9 protein-coding genes are annotated in these 19,919 nt (G+C 61.5%); all 9 read left to right on the forward strand.

Annotated features, from left to right (window positions below; translation table 11 throughout):
* Positions 1-183: hypothetical protein (locus ACEWQZ_RS05805; protein ID WP_476482129.1), on the forward strand; the 183-nt coding region annotated here is incomplete at its 5' end.
* Positions 184-624: 441 nt separating this feature from the next.
* Positions 625-3,813: a putative Ig domain-containing protein gene (locus ACEWQZ_RS05810; RefSeq protein WP_476482136.1), complete on the forward strand. Its 3,189-nt coding sequence runs from the start codon at positions 625-627 to the stop codon at positions 3,811-3,813.
* On the forward strand, positions 3,810-4,667 hold the full coding sequence (locus ACEWQZ_RS05815; RefSeq protein WP_476482130.1) for a hypothetical protein: 858 nt from the start codon (positions 3,810-3,812) through the stop codon (positions 4,665-4,667). The genes ACEWQZ_RS05810 and ACEWQZ_RS05815 overlap by 4 nt, the downstream gene beginning before the upstream one ends.
* Complete coding sequence (locus ACEWQZ_RS05820) at positions 4,658-5,551, forward strand: transglutaminase-like domain-containing protein (RefSeq protein WP_476482131.1); 894 nt, start codon at positions 4,658-4,660, stop codon at positions 5,549-5,551. The genes ACEWQZ_RS05815 and ACEWQZ_RS05820 overlap by 10 nt, the downstream gene beginning before the upstream one ends.
* 26 nt (positions 5,552-5,577) lie before the next feature.
* Entirely contained in the window at positions 5,578-7,029 is a 1,452-nt protein-coding gene (locus ACEWQZ_RS05825) for a hypothetical protein (RefSeq protein ID WP_476482132.1), read from the forward strand.
* 81 nt (positions 7,030-7,110) lie between these two features.
* Positions 7,111-15,066 carry an Ig-like domain-containing protein gene (locus ACEWQZ_RS05830; protein ID WP_476482133.1) on the forward strand — a complete coding sequence of 2,652 codons (7,956 nt, stop codon included), beginning with the start codon at positions 7,111-7,113 and terminating at the stop codon, positions 15,064-15,066.
* 49 nt (positions 15,067-15,115) lie between these two features.
* Positions 15,116-18,982 (forward strand): RHS repeat-associated core domain-containing protein, encoded by a 3,867-nt coding sequence (locus tag ACEWQZ_RS05835; protein WP_476482134.1) that lies wholly within the window; start codon positions 15,116-15,118, stop codon positions 18,980-18,982.
* Entirely contained in the window at positions 18,979-19,584 is a 606-nt protein-coding gene (locus ACEWQZ_RS05840; protein WP_476482135.1) for a hypothetical protein, read from the forward strand. Before ACEWQZ_RS05835 ends, ACEWQZ_RS05840 begins: the two co-directional genes overlap by 4 nt.
* Positions 19,585-19,793: 209 nt before the next feature.
* Positions 19,794-19,919 (forward strand): transposase (locus ACEWQZ_RS05845; protein ID WP_476482137.1); only part of this gene is annotated, 126 nt, incomplete at its 3' end.

Consider the following 19,919-nt stretch of genomic DNA (forward strand, 5'->3'; position numbering starts at 1 on the left):
GACAGCAGCAAGCCGCAAAGCCTGCCTACAAACCACCACCCGACCACCCCTGGAAGCGAGCCTACCCCGACCGCATCACATGAAAACGAAGGGGACATTTCTACTTTGGAGAAAAGGGGACATTTCTACTTTGGGTTGACAGCAGGCCCAACCGCTGTGGTAATGCAGGCTCGCGGGGTTTGAGCTTGTCCATATCTCCCGTGTCGGGCGCCGGGTTTTAAGTGTCGTGGCTTTGGGCGATTTTGATCAGGATTGTAGAGGTTTTCGCTAGCGTGAGCATTGGCCGGCACCCCGGAGTCGCTAAAGCCGGCCTGAGTATGATTTGCGGGCGGCCGGTGTGTTGCGTATCCCAATGCGGCAGTTGACAAGAGATGTGTTTGACTATACCGTCGACACCAAGATTAATCATCGGCGTGGGTTTGGCATTTAGGGCTGTAGTTCAAGTCCTGTCTTCTGGCATCAGTAGATGCTGCTGGATTGAGGGATCCGGCATCCAAGTATCGTCCGCGATTGTTTGAGCTCCTGAGGGAGCCCTTTGATCTACGGAAATTGGGTTCTATGTTGGGGTATTCACCTCCCCCGATTAGAGTCAGTTGGGGATTCTGGCTCGTTGGGTTGCTGATTATGGTGGGGGTTGTACGAGCGTCTCACGCGCAGGAGACGGTCTGCTCGGTTGTTCGTATCCAGATTCAACAAGAGCTGACTCTCGAGCGTCAGGCCTTCGACGCGCATATGCGTATCACCAATGGGCTTGACACGACGGCGCTGGAAGACATCGAGATCAATGTCTGGTTTCTCGACGCCGACGACAACCCGGTACTGGCCAGTTCGGATCCGGACAATACCGACGCAGTTTTTTTCATTACACAAGATGAGACAACCGGCCTCGATGGGGACATCAGCGGCAACGGGTCAATCGATGCTGGCGCGCAGGCGGATATTCACTGGTTGATCATTCCGGCGCCGGGGGCCGGTGGGGAATTGCCTGCAGGACAACTGTTCCGGGTCGGCGCCACGCTTTCTTACAGCTACGGGGGCGAAAGCGAGACGGTTGAGGTGGCACCGGACTTCATCCAGGTCAAGCCGATGCCAAGGTTGAGCCTGGATTATTTCCTGCCCGACGAGGTGTTGGGTGATGATCCGCTCACCCCGGAAGAGGAAGCTCCGGTGTCGTTCCCGCTGGCCGTGCGGATCAAGAATTCCGGCTTCGGACCGGCGAAGAGTTTGGCAATCGAGTCGGCCCAGCCGGAAATCGTGGACAACGATCAGGGCCTGCTGATCAACTTCGAGCTTCTGAACACGCAGGTCAACGACGGCGAGGTTATCAACAGTCTACTGGCGGAGTTCGGCGACTTGCCGGCCGGGGAGAGCGCGACTGCAATCTGGTCGATGCTGGTTTCGCTCTACGGCCACTTCATCTCCTTTGAAGCGGACTACTATCACAGCGATTCACTGGGTGGCGAGCTGACCTCCCTGATAGACCGGGTGGATACCCACACGCTTGTCGGCCTGGTGAGAAATGATCTGCCTGGCCGTGACAGTCGCCGTGACTTTCTGGCTCGTCCCAACGGCGGCGATACGCTGGCGTTATTCGAGTCCAGCGGCTTGGATTCACCGGCCGAGGATGTCTCGTCGCAATCGGTGCTTGAGTTGGTCGAGCAGTTGGCCAACCAGAAGATCTACGAATTGAGCTTCCCGGAGCGATCCGGCCCGGTTTACTCCTTACTGCCCGATCCGAGCGGCGGCGACGGTGAAATCACTTCGGTCTGGCGATCCGACGGCAAGAATTTGCTGCCGGTCAATTACTGGACCCGGCGGTCGAAAGTCGATGGTAATTGGGTTTCGCAGCTTCATCTGTTCGACGTCAACTCGACGGGCGAATATCAGGTCACCTACGCTGTCACCGGCGGCAGCAATCAACCGCCCGAACTCGATGCGGTTGCCGCACAATCGATTGCAGTAGGCGAGTTGCTCGAAGTCCAGTTCGCGGCTTCCGACCCGGATGGTGATACGCTTGTTTTCTCAGTTGACCCCCTACCCGAAGGCGCCAGCCTGACCGATGGCGGAAGTGGTACTGCGACGCTGAGCTGGCAGCCACAAGTTTATCAAACCGGGGTCTACAATCCGCAGGTCTCGGTTACTGACGGGGTGGCGTCCGATCAGCAGGTCTTTTCAATCGAGGTGACCAATCCTTCGGGCGGCGGTGAATTGCTGGTCGCTGCCGATCTGCCACTGACAACTAGCGAAGATGGGCTTGAAGACCAGTTCACCGTTGTGCTGTCCCAGCAACCGGACAGTAGTGTTTCGGTCCCGCTGATCAGTTCAAATCCGCAGGAAGGCACGGTTGCGCCGGCTGCACTGAATTTTGATCCCGACAATTGGGATCAGCCGCAAACGGTGACGGTGTCGGGGGAAGATGACTTGCTGCTTGACGGCGATGTTGTCTATCAAATTCAGATCGGGCCGTCTGCCAGCCAGGATGCGGCCTTCGATGGGCTGACTCATTCGCCGCTGGAGGCAGTCAACAACGATGACGAACAGGCATCTCTCATTATCACGCCGGGCAGCGGACTGGCGACGGCGGGGCCGAATTCCAGCGCCGAACTGACGGTGTCGTTGTCGGCCGAGCCGCTGGAGCCGGTCACGGTGTCTGTCCAGAGCGATCAACCAGCCTGGGGTCAGCCCGGCGTGTCTGAAATCGTGTTCAACGCGCAGAACTGGCAAAGCGGCGAGTCGGTGGCAATCGTCGGCCAAGATAACGCGGGTAGCGCAGCCGGAGAATACGTCTATCAGATCCAGTTCGAAGCCACTGCGGGCGAACCCGCCTGGACGGACAGCGCCGCGGCCACGATCGAGGTGCTGCATCGAGCCGGCGAGACCTGGGGTATGGAGGCGCGAACCGTCACGCTGCCGGCCGTTTCCGAAACGAGCGGGTTCGCGGCGATCACGTTCTCGCATCCGTTTGACGTGGTTCCGGTGGTGGTCATTCTTCCCGACGCCGGGGAGATGAATCCGGCGTCGGTGCGCATCCGCAACGTCACCACCACCGGGTTCGAAGCCGTCCAGGTCCAGCCACCCGAACAATTCGGGCTATCGGCAGAAACCGAAATTCGCTACCTCGCGGTTGCGCCGGGATCGCATCGCCTGCCCGGCGGCGCACGCCTGGAAGCGGGTCGCGCGCTGGTGGATTCGGTGCAGTCGTCCGAAGCGGCCGGTAGCTGGAACCCGGTTACATTCGAACGCGAGTTCACCGCGCCTCCAATATTCCTCGCATCGCTGCAGGGGCTGGCAAACGAGTCGAATGCGCTGCCGCAAGCGCCGTCTTCACCGTGGCTATCGGTAGCAGTTGGCTCCGTAACCGCCGGCCAGGCCCACGTCGCACTGGAGCGCTCCAGCGTGCTCAATGGCGCAATCAGCAGCGCCGAGTCGGTTGGCTGGGTTGCTCTCGATGGCGGCCAGGGACAGTTCGCTTCGGGGGGCGGTTCAGTTGACTGGAGTAGCTTGACGGGCAGGCTCGTCGCCTGGCCCTGGGACAGCGGCTGCAGCGTCTCACCCGAGCTCGATATCTTCGGCACGGACGCCGTGATTCTCGGCTCGCTGCGATCTCGAACCTACAGCGGCGGTGGCTGGCTGCGGCTGTGTATGGACAGCGGTCCAGGGCTGTTGATCGACCAGGACGTGGAAACCAGTGCCACCCGCGGCCAGGGGAACGAATCGGTTAGCGCCTGGATTCTGAGCGCTGGCTTCCATACCCGGTTCCTTCAGATGACCGATGCGCTGTTTTCTGATCGTTTCGAGGATGAACAGCCGTGATTCGAGTGCTGGCAAGCATAGGATTGTTCGTGCTGATTCTGGCTTCGGTCGTAGTCGCAAGCCGGGCGGTCGCCGCCGATGATGCGGCCGACCCCCCTTGCTCGAAAGCCGGGCCTGAACCCGGACTCGAACCCGCGTCGGTGCCGAGCCCGCCGGCTTCGCGCCCGAATTTTGTGGCGCCCGAAACGCTGAAGCAAATACCGTCGGGCACGCGAATCTTTGACATCCGTCAGCCGTCCCGACAGTCGCGTTGGCAGCCTGGAGGCGCACTGCCGCGGTCTTTTCTCGAATTGCGCGTGCTTGCCGGCCGCGCCGAGCACTCCATTTACGTTTTCGGTAATGGCTACGACGATGATCAGATTGTCCGCCGCATCGCGCGCTGGAAGCCTTCTGAAATCGAACGGGTTCGTGTCGTGCGACACGGCGCGGCAGGCATTGCCATGACGCAGCCCGAGCCAATCGAAGAACCTGAACTGAAGCGCTTGCTTGCGGTTCCCGTCGAGCAGGTGGCCGCGCTCGGGGAGCGTGCCGGCAGCGTATTGGCGTGGGTTGGATTGTCGCCCGCACCGGCAGGCCTTGCCGGCGGCGGCATCGAGCTACATGACGCTGATCCCCGGTCGATAAACGACGCGGCTGAACGGGCTGCGGCGCAGACTTTGGAGAACGATGCAACAATCGTTCTGGCCGGCGATGATCCGATACACGTTGGTGAAGCGGCAACCCGCGCTTCGATGCAGCTTGGCCGGCCCGTTTTCTTCATGGATGGTGATCGCGACACAATTAAACAGCAGATTGACCGTCACTCTCGGCTTGTTCAGGGGCGCCGTCGCGTCGGAGGTCTTCCATGCGGCTGATAAGCAAAGTCACGCGGGGTCGGCGGCTTGTCGGCGCAGTGCTGCTGATTGCCGTGGCGACGGCAATCGCGGCATGGCTGTTGATGATGCGCAATCCAACGGGTCACTACCCGCAAGAGCGCGTGGTCTATTGGCATCTGGGTGTGGAAAACACAACCAATGAGCCGCTGAGAGACATCCAGGTTCGCTCCTTTGCGCCGATGCGCAGGTCGTGGCAGCAAAGTTTGGTATCGCTGGAAGCCAACGTTCCGCTTCTCGAGACTGATGGCCATCGCCGGGATGGCGAAGTTCGCGCAAACGTCCCGCTGATTCCGCCGTTCGGCCGTCGCGAGATCCGGTTTCGCGCTCGCATGGCGATGGCTGACGACCACCGGAACGCTCGATTGCGGGGCACGCATCTGCCCTCATCTGATCAATCCCGGGCGGCTTTGCGAAGCACGGGCATTGCCGCGCTTGCCCGGCGGCTTGAACGAAAGACGGTGATGGATACTACGCGTTCGATCTACGACTGGCTGGTGAGTGAAATCGAATACACCGGCTATGACCCAATCGACCGCGGCGCGGAAACAGCCTTCGAGAAACGGGCCGGTGACTGCAGCGAGTATGCGGCGCTGGCCGTGGCGCTGGCCGAAGAGCTGGACATCGAAGCCAGAAAAGTCAACGGATTCGTGGCGCAAGAAGACAGGCGGCTGGGTCCGTTCGACTTCCACGCCTGGGCAGAAGTCCGGGTTGGCGATCGCTGGGTGATCCTCGATGCCCAGGAACAACGATTCGATCCGGTTCCTTCGGCCTACCTGGCAACGGGCTATGGTCCGGAGCACCGCGACGGTGAAGGAATCAAGTTTGCGGCAAGCTCCGATGCCGTGCGGATTCACATGCTATGACTATTTACGCGTATAGGGAGAAAACCATGCGTATTGCATTACAGTTGCTTTGCATCATTGTGGCGGGTCTCGTCTCGCAACTGACTTTGGCGTTTGACAGCGGAAGCGGCGGCGCCGACGGCGCGCTGAATCCGGCGGTCGATACCGAGGTTCAATTGCCTCCCGACGGCATTCTGGAATACACGTCGATCGATATACCCGCCGGCATTTCCGTGACGTTCTCCAAAAACGCACTCAACACGCCGGTGACGCTGCTGGTCAGCGGCGATGCCACGATCAACGGCACCATCGACGTCAGCGGATCGGACGCGCCGCCCAGCGCCGGCGCCGGCGATGGCAACCTGGGCGACGACGGGCTGCCGGGTGAAGGCGGTCCGGGCGGCTTTGATGGTGGACGCGGCGGTATGGCCGATGATTCGACCGAGGCAGACAGCCCGCGAATCGCTCAGGCGGGTATCGGTCCGGGGGGTGGGTTTCCCACGATTAGCTATCTCACTCACACCAGTTGTCACGGTTCTGGTGGGTCTTTCGGCACGGCGGGATCCGTATCGTACAATCGATGTAACGGGGCGTCTGGTCCTACCTATGGAAACGACGACCTGCTGCCTCTGGTCGGCGGTTCGGGCGGCTCCGGCGGCGGCGGGCGCCAAAGTACCGGCGGCAGCGGCGGCGGGGGAGGCGGCGGTGCCCTGCTGCTTGCAGTCTCTGGAACGCTGACCATTGCCGACGGCGGCGAGATACTGGCTAATGGCGGCCGTAGCGGTGACGTGGGACATGAACGCAATCTGAGCGCCGGAGGCCGCGTCGGCGGTGGGGGCTCCGGCGGCGGTATTCGCCTGATCGCCACTAACCTGGCCGGAAACGGCTCGGTTTCAGCGACAGGCGGTCGAACTGGTTTGTACACTGGAAGCAATTGGCCCAATGCGCATGGTGGCAAAGGCCGCATTCGCCTAGAGGCCGAGAATTTCACCTTCAGCGGCCCCTCCAATCCGGCCTATTCCCTAGCAGAACCCGGCCAGCTCGTCATTAGCGGCGTGCCCACGATCCGCATCGCGAACGTGGCCGGAACGGCCGCGCCGGCAGAGCCCTCGGGCCACGGCGATATCGTGCTGCCCTCGGACGCGCCCAATCCGGTGGAGGTCGGGCTCGAGACCACCAACGTGCCGGTCGGCAATACCGTCTCGGTGACCGTCAGCCCGCCCCGGGGTCATCCGTTGTCCGTGACCTCCTCGGCCTTGCAGGGCTCGGAGGCCAGCGCTACAGCCACGGCAAGCGTTGATATCCCGGACGGTCCGAGCGTTCTTCTGGCCACCCTGAGCTTCAGCACGACCCAGCAGCAAAGCACGGCGCTGTCGCGATTTACCGGCGGTGAACCCGTCGTACGCGTTGAGCTGGCCTCCAGCATGGATGGGACAGCGCGCACCCGGCTGATTACCGAAAACGGTCGCTCCGTTATCGTTCCTCCGCCGTCGTCCTGAATCCGTCGCGTTTTCAGGGAGATCAAGGGCGTGCGGTCTAAACTGACGAGACTTCAGGGCGTGTTTGCGGCGCCGGTTGTTGTGACCATTATCGCGGGCCTGTGCGTGGTGGCCGCGGCGGTTGCCGAGGGGCCATCCGGCGAGGCCAGCGCGGCTTCGTCGAAGCCCGTTTCTGGGACCCAGGGGCTACCCTACGAACTCGAGCCGGGCGATGTGTTCGTCAATGCCGCACTCGGCGTCACCAGAGAATCCGAAATCGCAGTCGGGCGTAACAACTGGTCAGCACAGGTCGGCGTCATCAAGGAGCCTCTGCCGCCAGATCCGATCGATCGCACTCTGATCGCGCCTCCGCTCGGCGCCCTGCGAGGCCCCGGCATCACGGCGGTCAATCCCGATCGGCTGGCGATTGATACCAGCGGGCAGGTCGTCACCGTCACCGGTTTCGAGCTTGACGAGGTCGCCTCGGCCGCTGTCGCCCCGCCGGACGGCATTGTGCTGACCGGTCTGCAGATCGCCGCAAACGGCGAATCGCTGCAGTTTTCGGCCGCGGTCGATGACACCGCCCAGCCGGGGCTTCGTCGCGTGGTGCTTTTCGATGGTTCGGGCCATCGTATTCCCAAGGTTCAAGCCAACGTCGATCAAATCCTGGTTACTGCACCCGCTCCCGTCATCGAAAGCGTTCACCCCACTCTGGTGCCGCGCGGCGGCGGCTATGAACTTCTGATTCGTGGCCAGCACCTGCGCGGCCTTCCGTTTACGCTCCAGGATCTGGGCAACCCGCAGCCCGATGTCCGGATCACCCCTTCCGATGGCGTGGTATTGAGCGAAGAGGTCACATCAAATCCCGAAGGAACGATTGTAACCACCCAATTCAGCGTCGAAGCCGCGGCGCCACTGGGTGAGCGCCTGGTCCAGGTCGAGACCCGCAGCGCGATCTCTTCGGGTACCCCCGATCCATCCAACACCTTCAGCGTGGTCGACGAACCGCTGCGCACCTTCAGTCCCCTCACCGCCCCGCCGCTGGGCGTCACGCGACAAACCCCCGAACAAGGCGATGCGCGATTTCTGCATTCCTCGCCGGTCGGTGTGACGCGAGGTCCGGTGGTTCTGGAGTTTTCTCCTCGGGCTCTACTGCGCGGGCAATCGGCCACGCTGACGTTCCAGGGCCAGGGGCTCGACGGCGTCAGCGAGGTAGTGGTGGAACCGGGTGACGGTATCACCGTCGATGGTGGGTCCCTGACGGTTTCGGCCAGCACCGTCGCGGTGGATGTTGCCGTCGACAACAGTGCGCCGTTGTTCGATCGGCGGATCCGCCTGCAAACGCCGGAACGCAGTCTGCCGGCGCCCGGTTTACTCCAGATTCAGGCCGCGCCGCCGCAGATCCATGCCTTGACGCCCACGTTCCAGGTTCGCGATGGCGTGGCGCGCACGATTCACATCCAGGGCAAGAACCTGTCGCAATCCCAGGGCGCGATTGTGTTGCCCGGGGAAGGCATCATCGTGCAGGACTACAGTGTTCAAAGCGATACCCGCGCAACGCTGAGGCTGCTGGCCGATTCGTCCGCGGCCGTTGGCGGGCGCGTCGTCCAGATTCTGGGCATCAATGAGGACAGCTCAGCCAGCTCTGAACCCGCCAATACCCTCTACATCATCGAGAAATCCGCCATCTGGTCGCCTGTGATCTCGCCGCCGGTTGGTGTGACCCGCACCGGCACAACGGAACCCGCGTCGTTACCGCTGTTCTCGCGACCGGTGGGTGTCGCCCGGGGCCGCTATGCCAGATCACTGGTGCCCCCAACCGTTGCGCGGGGTGGTCAGACAGTGATGACCGTGCAGGGCCAAGGGCTGGAGGCGGTCACCGCGGCCAGCGTAGAGGCCGCCGATGGCATTGTGCTCGAGAGCCTTCAAGTCGCCGCCGACGGCACCAGCCTGCAGTTCGAGCTCACCGTCGCTGCGGATGCGGCGGCGGAAAAACGTCAGGTTGTTCTGCAAACCAGTGATCGACTCATACCGTTTGTGCCGCCAGGCGACCGCGTGTTCACGGTCGACGACAATGATGCCAGCGCCCCGGTGACTGTGCCCGATAGCTATGAGGCCGTCGCCAACCGCGCGTTTTCAGTCAATGCCGAGGACGGCCTCCTCGCCAACGACCAGGATACCGGCAGGCCGTTGTTTGCGGTACTGAGGACCTTGCCGGCCAACGGTAGTCTTGCCCTGGAATCCGATGGTGGTTTCACTTATACCCCCCATGCGGACTTTGCCGGAGTCGACCAATTCGAGTACTCTGCCGGCGACGACCAAGCGGTGGGCAATGCCGCGACGGTCACTTTGAACGTCAGCGAGCGCAATGATGCCGTTGCCGACGTCTACTCGACGCCAAACGATACCCCGTTGATCGTCGATGCAGCCGCCGGCCTGCTTGCCAACGACATCCTGCACCCCGGTGATGCCCCGACCATCACCCTGGAGACCATGCCCACTCTGGGTGAGCTGTCGTTGCAGTCCGACGGTGGATTTACCTATCTTCCGGACGGTAGCGCCGGCACTGATACTTTCTTCTATCGCCTTGAGGTTCCAGAAGGTACATCGCTGCCGGCGGAAGTCACTATCGATATCGGCGCGGTCAACAATCCGCCAGTCGCTCAAGACGACACCTACCAGGTGACCGAGAGCGAACAACTCGTGGTCACCGCCGCTAACGGCGTACTGCAAAACGACAGCGACCCCGACGGCGACAACATCAGCGCGCAGTTTGTGAGCAATCCCTCGCAAGGGTCGCTGTCGCTCCGATCCGATGGCGGGTTTGTCTATACGCCGCCGGGCAGTTTTGTCGGCGTCGTTCAGTTCCAGTACGCGGCAGTGGACAATCAGGGCCTGAGCGATACCGCCACGGTCACTATCGAGGTCATGAAGGCGCCGCCGGCCGACACCGACGGCCCGATGATTTCCGCGATTCTCTATCGCGAGGCACCGCTAAACTCGGGCGCCGTCCTCACTCGCAGTGGAATGATCTCGGTGGCAGCGACCGACGAATCCGGCGTCGCCAGCCTGCATTTCGCGAGCCAGGGCCCGCTGGACGTAACCGATACGGGAGGAAGCCCGTTTTCTGCCCCCTGGTCGCTGGAGGCCGAATCGGATGGGCCCAACACCCTGACGCTGACGGCGATCGACACGCTCGGCAATTCAACGGTTGTCAATGTGCCGGTGGGAATCGAACTGGGGCCGCCCCCTGCACCGCAGATCACGAATCCGGCATCGGGCCTGGTCACCAACCAGGACACGCTCGAGGTTGCCGGGATTGCCGAGGGTGCGAGCGAGGTTCGAATCCGCCGGGGCGGATCGCCCCTGTCGGACTGGATGGCGCCAGATGAGGGCGGCGCGTTTTCCGTGACTATTGTGCTGGAGGAAGGGGCGAACGATCTGACCGCCGTCTCGAGAAACAATCGCGGCGTGGTCGGGCCCGAGAGCGCGGTCGTCCAGGTCACTCTCGACACGGATGCGCCGGACGCGCCAACCAGTGTGTCGGCCTCACCGCGACAGGCCGGGGAGATCAGGATTCTGTGGCAGGCCGGGCTTCCGGGAATCGTCTATCACGTTTACCGTTCCTCGCAGCCATTCGATCAGATCGATCAGGCAACGGCAGTCAACGACAACCCGATCGAAGCAGGTCAGTTCATCGATCTGACGCCAGCCGATCAGCGCTATTTCTACCGCGTGGTGGCCGAGTCCGAAGCCGGCAATCTAAGTCCGCCGTCAGAAATGGTCGACGCTGTGTCGGACCGCGAGCCGCCGTCGGCAACCGGAATTCTCTATACCAGCGACGGCGCCTTCGATCCGGTCAGCGGCCGCTACGGCCCCGGCCAGGTTTCGGTCGACGTCAGTGTCTCCGAACCGCTGTTGACGACGCCGTTTTTGAGCGTCACGCCCGAGGGCGGAGTGCCGATGTCGGTCGACCTGTTCCAGCTCCAGCCGCTTGAGTATCGCGGCAGTTTCGAGATCACCGATACCACCGTCTCGGGCACGGCGTGGGCCGTGTTCTCCGCGCGCGACCTGGTTGGTAATCGCGGCACCGAGGTGATCTCCGGAGCCACCATTCAGATCGATACGGCTGGGCCGGATCTTCAGTCATTGAGCGTCGACCCGGCATCGCCGATCGACAATTCAACGCCAACATCGCTGACCATCGATCTGGAGTTGGTCGAACCGGTAACGGGGCCGGATCAGCCACTGCTGGAGTATTCGCTCAGCGCGCAGCCGGAGTTGTGGACCGAAATCCCGGATTTGTCGGAGGGCACTGATTTGACGTGGCAGGCGACCTTCACATTGCCCGCCGACGCCGGTCAGTTCGAGAGCGAGACTCTGACCTTTCGCTGGACCGCGACCGACGATCTGGGCAATATCGGAAGTGCCGATCAGGTCGACAACCAGTTCCAGGTCTACCAGGGCAGCCTCCCGCCCCTGGACTCGCCCGGCATGCTCGATGCCTGGCCGCTGCCGGCCGGGCAGGTCGGTTTAATGTGGGGCGAGGTCGAAAGTGCTGCCGCCTACGAAGTCTGGCGCCGCCCGTCGGGAGGCAGCGAGTTCATGCCGGTCGAGCGCGTATTCGAGCTTGAGTACCTCGATCAGCCGCCGGGCGACGGCGACTACGAATACACCGTCGTCAGCGTTCGCCAGGCCAACGGCCAGGAGGCGATCAGCGGTCCGGGCGTTGTTCGCGAAGTGACGACCGACTCGGTCGCACCCGCTGCGCCGAGCGCACTCGATTTGCAATTGACCGGGTCCGGAATTGTCGCCCAGTGGCAGGCGCCGACACCGCTGGACGAAGAAGTTACCTACAACCTGTATCGTTCCAGCGAATTCCCCGACATTCCCGTGCCGGCGCTCGATCCGATTCAGTCCGGTATCCCCGACACCGTGGCGCTGGATGCCAATCCGGTCGTGGGCGAGCACACCTACGCCGTCACCGCGGTGGACTTCGCCGGCAATGAGTCCGAAGCCTCCGACCCTGAATATCTCAACTTCAACCTGCTGCCGGTATCCAGCCTGACCATTGAGCAGTTTGCCGGGCAGGCGCCGGTGATTTCCTGGTCGCACGAGGCTTCAACGCTGGCGGGCTTCGATCTTTACGCGCAGCCCAGCTCGGGCGGTGGCGGATTCAAGCTCAACCCCGAATTGCTTGAGCAGACAAGTTTTACCGACCACGGCTACAGCGGCGGAAGCCGCCGTTATGAAGTCGTCGCCATCGACAGCAACGATCAGCAAAGCGTGGGCCGCGACTTGCTCTTGCCCAACGTTGAATTCAGCGTCGCCGACCAGGCGCGCGTCCGCAAGGGCTTGATCAACGGTATCGAGGTGCCGGTCAAGAATCTTGCCGACCAGACGCTGTCCGGGCTGAGTGCGACGCTGGATATCAACAGCGCAAAACACCACTCGCAGCCTGTAGATATCGAGCCCGGCGACGAAGCCACGCTAAGCGTCCCGGTCCCCGGCTACCCCGAGCTGTCGCAGACCGCCCCCGGCCAGATTTACCTGGAATACCGGCCGGAGGCCAACGAGCTTGCGCGCATCGGCCGCGACGTATCGCTGCCGGTCGAAAACGGTGGGCTCGTGGTTACGCTGATGACCGAGACCTTCACCCGCGGCGGTGCCGGCCGCGTTCGTGCGCGTATCGAGAACCCCGGTTCCGAACAAATCGAGATCCTGACTGCGCAAGGCAACGGTGCCAACCCATCGCCGGATTTGCGCTTCAAGCTGCGCGACGCCGAGGGCAACGTGCTGGCCGTCGATCCATTCGCCCAATACCTGGGGGATAACGTCGTGACGCTGCCCAGCGGCTATACGGTGGCGCGCATTCCGGCCGGTGGAAGCTGGACATCCAACTGGCAGAACCTTGTCGTGCCGGCCAGTGCTCCGGATCAGGTCTGGGTCGAGCTGGAGATCGACTGGCTGTATTTCGCTTTTGGTCAAGGCGATGACGAACTGCAACTGCCGGGCCTGAATGTCCAGCGCGCGACCACCCTGGTCGATACCAGTTACTACGGAGAACTTCTGGCCATCTCGCCCGAGTCTTCGCGCGGCATCGATCCCATTGCCATCGAGGGCCGGGCCGTCGAGCGGACTACCGACCAGCCCATCGAGGATGTGCCGCTCAATCTGGTCATTTCCAGCGCCGGGTTCGAGCGCCAGGTCGAGGTTGGCACCGGGGAGGGTGGGCGCTTCGAGTACCTTTTCGAGCCGCTGCCGGGCGAGGGCGGCGTGTACGAAGTTTCTGTCGTGCATCCCGCCATTCTGGATCGCCCGGTGCAGGGCTCGTTTACCATCGAACGGCTGGCCATGAGCCCCACCGGCTACAGTCTGACGCTGCCCTACGGCGCTCCGCACTCTATCCCCGTCGAGATCACCGCCGGGCCGGGCACCTCGGCCAGCAACGTGCGCATGGCCTATCTGCCCGAAGATCAGGTCGATGGCGTGCTGATTCCGCAGGTTTCCGTCGATACCGGCGACTCGATTGATCAACTCCTGCCGGGTCAGTCCGACACCCTGTCTGTAGAGATTCAAGCCGCCTTCGGCGCGCCCGAAAGCGGCACACTGTATCTTCGCTTGACCAGCGACGAGGCCGGCGGCGAAAAGCAGGGCCTGCTCCCGATCAATTTCGAATTCGTGGCCGCGGAGCCGGCGCTGGTTCCAGACCCGGCCCAAATCGGCTTCGGTCTGGCACAGGGCGAAACCCGGTCCAATATCATCACTCTCAGCAATCAGGGATACTCAACGGCCGAGGACGTCACCCTGCAGTTGCTCGACCCCGATGATAACCCGGCGCCGGCGTGGATCAGTCTCGGAATCGACAGCGCGCCGGGAGACATGGAGGTGGGAGAGCAGCTCGATGTTCCGATCTCGGTCAGCCCGCCGGCCGATCTACCGAGCGAGTCGACGCCGTACGCTCTGGCGATCACTTCGGCCAATGCCTCGGGCGGCGAAGTGCCGATCCAAATAGCCGTGACCCAGTCCGGCCAGGGGGCCGCGCTGTTCCACGTGCGCGATATCTACACCGCGACCTTCGATGAGAACGGCGACGTGATCGAGGGCCTGGAAGGCGCGCGCGTGCGGCTTCAGAATGAAGTCGTTCTCAGCGAAATCCACGAAGGCTATACCAACGACGTCGGCGAGCTTTTGCTCGAGAACGTGCCCGCCGGCCAGTACCTCTATCGCATCTCCGCGCCGGATCATCAGGCGGTCAACGGGCGCATCCAGATTCAGCCGGACATCACCGTGGCCGAGTCGGTGTTTCTGTCCTACAACCTGGTCAACGTCGAATGGTCGGTGACCGAAACCTCCATCGAGGACATTTACGAGATCGACCTTTCCGCGATTTTCGAAACCAACGTGCCCGCGGCCGTCGTGACGGCCCAGCCGATGCACCGCACGCTTCCGGACATGAATGCCGGCGACGTCTTTGTTACCCAGTTCGAGTTGACCAACCACGGTCTCATCCGCGCCCAGTCGCTGGCCGTTAATCCACCGCCCGAGGATCAGTACTTCCGCTTCGAGCTGCTGGCCGAAATTCCCGAACTGCTGCCGGCACAGGAAAGCGTGATCGTTCCCTACCGGGTTATCGCGAAGCAGGATTTCCCGCCCGACGACGGTGGAGCGGGCGGCTGCTTCAGCTACGGCACTTCGTTCGAATGTCCCTACGGCTATGAATGCGCCGACGGCACCGAGGATGACGGCTTTGCCCGACATCTTCTTTCGAAGATCCTGGGTGACTCCTGCGGCGGCGAGTCCACTCCCTATGACCAGATCGGCTTTCCGGGATCCGGCGGCGTCGGCGGCTGGGGTGGCCCCAGCGGCGGGGGGAGCGAGCTTGGCGGCAGTACCTGTGCTCCGGACTGTGAGGGCGACGACTGCTGCGGTTCCAGCGGTGCAGGGGGTGGCTCTGGCGGCGGCGGTGGGGGAGGTGGCCCTAATGGTGGACCTGGCGATGGTTTCGAGGGCGGTGGCAGTAGCGATCCGCCGCCAATGGTGGGCGGCCGAGGGTGAAATGCGCCTTGCCAGGCGTGGAATCGAGTAGCAAGAAAGGAATGTGTCAATGAAGTTTAAGTTTGCGCCCCTCGGGGCGGTTGTTGGCCTCGTGCTTGCCGGACTGTGCCTGTCGGCCCAAGCCGGTATCGAACCGACTTCCGGCCGCTACGTTGACACGGTCACCGATCTGTCGGTCAAGGTGCTCGGTGGCCACGTCACCTGGGAACGGGAATGGCGCGACGGTCGCTGGCAGTTCAACCGCCACTGGACGGATCTGGACATCGAATACAACGCTTCCGACGGCACGATCCGCCGCATCAAGCGCAACAACGACGTCTACGAGCCGGTGGGTTCCGATTCGGAGCGATTCAAGTTCGGCCCCAATATGCGCATTCGAACCACGACGGACGGTCTTCGCTGGTATGACCGACAGGGCAACTGGATCGACTACGACGAGGAAGGCCGGTTGATCGGCTACGGTGACCGGAATGACGTTACGATCACCTTCTCGCGAGACTCCGAGGGCCGCCTGGAGCAGGTCCTCGACCACAATGGCGATGTCGCACTGACCCTGGCCTACCAGAACGGCAACCTCCACACCGTGACTGACCGCACTGGCCGGTTCGTGACCTATGCCTGGCAGGACGGCCGCCTGGATACCGTGACCGACGTGCGCGGCTACGACTGGACTTACTCCTACAACGGCGACGGTCAGTTGTCAGGCCGCACCGACCCGCTGGAACGCACCACCACGATGACCTATCGTCCCGACGGGCGCATCCAGACCATCGAGCGCCCCGGTGCGGGCACGACAACCTATGAGTTCGACTACCTCAACGGCCAGCGGCAGTTCTTTCTCAAGACCACCGAACCGGGCGGGCGAATCACCTCCGCCTGGTACGACCGTGAAGGCGAGCTGATCCGCCGCCAGGTTAACGGCCAGCTGGTCAAGCGCGTCGAGAAGGACGGCCGGGATCGAGTGCACTTCGATTTCAACGGTCACGCCACAACCTATCACTACGACGAGTTCGACAACCTCACCGGCATGACCTTCCCCGACGGCACCCAGACGGTGACCGAGTACGAGCACTCGCACTCGCGCGTCATCCGCGAGATCGACGAGGCCGGAGTTGTCACGCGTCACGAGTACGACGCCAACGGCAACCGAATCCGCACCATCGAAGCCGAGGGCACCACCGTTGAGCGTGTTACCGAGTTCGAATACGATGCGCTAGGCCGCCTCGAGCTCATCCGCCGCCTCGGCGACGAGGAAACCCAGACCGCTGAGACCAGCTTCGCCTACGACGACAACGGCAATGTCACCGAGATCACCGGCCCCGAGAACGGCACCGAGACCCGCACCCACGATGCCATGGGCAACGTGCTGACCCGCACCGATGCGCTCGACCGGACCTGGACGTATACCTACGACGACGCCGGCAATCTCACCAGTGAAACCAACCCCGAATCTGAGACCACGACCTACACCTACGATGCCGTCGGCAACCGGACCAAGATAACTCACCCCGATAACACCGAGACCGAGCGGGTCTATGACGCCGCCGATCGTCTCATCAAGGTCATCGACGCTGCCGGCGGCGAGCAGACCTATACCTACGACTCAGCCGGCAGCCGCACCCGGGAAACCGACCCATCCGGCAAGGTCACCGAATACACCTACGATACCGACCGCCGGCTAGAGAAAATCACCGACGGGGCCGGCAACGAGACGGTTTTTCACTATCCCGAGGAACCCGGCCCCCAGCAGGGCGCGCGCCACCAGCCAATCAAAATCGAGTACCCGACCTTCGAACGGCTGCTGACCTACGATCGCCGCGGCCGGGTCATCGCCCAGACCGACCGCTGGCTCGAAGGCGGCCAGTGGCGCGAGCAGTCCACGCAAACGACCTACGACGAGCGCGGCCTGCAGATCGCGACTGAAGACCCGGCCGGGCGCACGACCGAGTTCAGCCACGACCCGCTCGAGCGGATGATCACCACCACCGACGCCCTCGAGTACACCACGACCTATCACTACGACAACCGCGACAACCTGATCGGGCTGACCGATGCCAACGACAATACGCACGTGTTCACCTTCGATCAGGCCGATCGCATGACGAGCGAAGCGCGTCCGATGGGTGAGACCATCACCTACGAATATGATGTCGCCGGCCAGATGACCCAAAGAACCGATCCCAAGGGGAATCGCGCAGAATATGACTACGACGACGCCGGCCGTCGCACCGAGGTGCGCCACTACCCCAGCGACACGCCCGCCACTGCGGAGCGCACCGTCACGTTTACTTATGATAATCGAGGCCGCATGACCGGCTACGACGACGGCACGCTCAGCGGCAGCTACAGCTATGACGACGTCGGGAGAAAGACGCAGAAAACGGTGAACTACCCGGCCTTCTCCAAGAGCCACCAGCAATCCTGGCACGCCAACGGCCAGCAAAAGAGCCTGACCGCGCCCCACGGTACTGAGTACAGCTTCTCCTGGGATGAAGCCAATCGCCTGGAATCGGTCGTCGTCCCCGGCGAGGGCGTGATCGCCTACACCGACTACGAGTGGAACCAGCCCACCACCGTCCAGTTCCCCGGCGACACCACCCGACAAAACACCTACGATGGCTTGCAGCGTCACCAGACCATCGATGTGACCAACGACGCGGGTCAGTCCCTGATGGATTATGACTACACCTGGGACGAGACCGGCAACATCACCGAAAAGGCCACCGAGCACGGGACCTACCGGTATGGCTACGACGAGATCAATCGCCTCACCGACGCGCAATATCCCACCTTCTCAGCAGAAGAATGGACCTACGATCCGCTAGGCAACCGGTTAACGGATGCAAGCACCGGCAGCGACCAGTGGCAGTACAACGAAAACAACGAGCTACTCGACAGCGTCGAGCACACGCACGAGTATGACGCCAACGGCAGCCAGGTGGCCGAGAGAAATCCCGACGGCAGCCTACACCGCACCTTCGAGTACAACGCCGAGAATCGGATGAGCGCGGTCAGGGACGAGAATGGCGACCTGATCGCCGAGTACCTGTACGACCCGTTCGGACGACGGGTCAACAAGACCGTCTACAACCCACCCGGAGCAGACCCCGAGACCACCTGGTACGTGTACACGGACCATGGACTGATGGCCGAACTGGACGACCTGGGCAACTCGACGGACTTCTACCTGTTCCCACCCGACGCGCTGTGGAGCACCGATCCAATCCTGCGGAAGTCCGGCTCGAGCTACTACTACTACTACCAGACCGATCACCTGGGGACGCCGCAGCAGTTGATCGACAGATCAGGCGCTGTTGTCCATAGTCGTGAGATGCGGGGGTTTGGGGAGACTGTGCAGAGCGGGCTTGAGGATCGGTGGCGATTTCCGGGGCAGTTGAAAAGCCAGGAGACGGGGTTATTCTACAACTACTTTAGGGGCTATGCGCCTGTGCTGGCAAGGTATGCACAGACTGATCCAGTGGGTTTGACTATGGATTTTAATTTGTTCACCTACGCAAACCAAAATCCTGTAAATGATTTTGATCCCGACGGCCGAAGGCGGCGTCCAGCTCGGGGCCGAAGCAATAGACGGTACCGTCCAGATTGGGACGATGCGCTTGAGTGGATGTCATTCTGGCAAAGTGCTACATGCCAAATGAGAGCGAATGACATAGTGTCAAGGTTTGAGGAGCATATGGAAGAGCTCGCATCCAGTATGCCGGTCGGCTGCACCAAAGTCTGTGTGCTTTGTATCCGGGTTATTGAGGGCATGCTTGGTCCCTGCCCAGCAGCATCTTATATCACCTGCGGTAAGCCTCAAGAGGCCAGTGCCCGCAGAGAGAGTGGTAGTATCTGTTATTCACGTGAAGTTTGGGGAAGAGAAGGATTGTCATGTCCAGCAGAGTGTCCATCTTGAGCGTAGCTTTCTTTTTGATGGTCGTGTTTTTCAGTAGTTGTGATGGCAGTGAGAAGGAAGCTTCTTTACGACAAACCTTTATGGAGCAAGCTAGAACAAATAATATTCGGGCTGCACTCAATGCGTTTGAGCAACTGTTCTCCGACTATTCGGTAACGGGTCCGGAGGTCATAGAAGCGGCTTCTTTGATGCTGTTTTGTGAAGGGGAAATTGAAAAAGCTTCAGCATACCTTGATGCCGTTGACCCCAGTGGGTTTCTTCAAAAAGAGAGCTATACTCATGTTCCACACGCTGATGCGGAAGCCGTGCGGCAGTTGAATTATCATTACTACAGATCCTATTTTTATTTACGTTCATTCCTAGCCTGTACGACTAGTGGCTATGAGCGGTGCCAGTCCGTGATCCAAAGCTCTTTAGATAAATTATCTGAGAATACAGGGGTAAACCCGATCGCTTCAGATCGTTTTCAATACTTTGAGATTAGCGAGCTTCTAGAAATTCAATCAATGCCTGAAGAGTCCGTGCGTTCCCTACTCCAACAGAGAATTTCTGAGTCTATAAGACAATGTCAAAGCATTCGAGTTGACCGAGAGAGCGGATAAAAAACCAGGACAGCCAGAGCCCTGCGTGTCAACATGCCTCCCAACAGTGCCTGATCGGTTTTATCTGTAACATTCAGGGCGCTTACGGAGTGAAGGAATGTCTGATTTCAATGAAGTTGTCACCGATCCTCGCCTGGAAACCCCCTCTGTCAGGATAGTTGTCGCCTCCTCTAAAATGGTCTCTAAGAGGGGGCGGACAGGAGCTGACAGTGAAGTATTCAGAAGAACGCAGACGGGCCGTGCTGGCTAAGCTTTGCCCACCGCACAATCGCTCGGTGCGAGAGGTTGCCGCCGAGGAAGGCGTTTCGGAAGCGACCCTGTACAACTGGCGCAAG

Source organism: Wenzhouxiangella sp. YN1 (genome assembly GCF_056324145.1).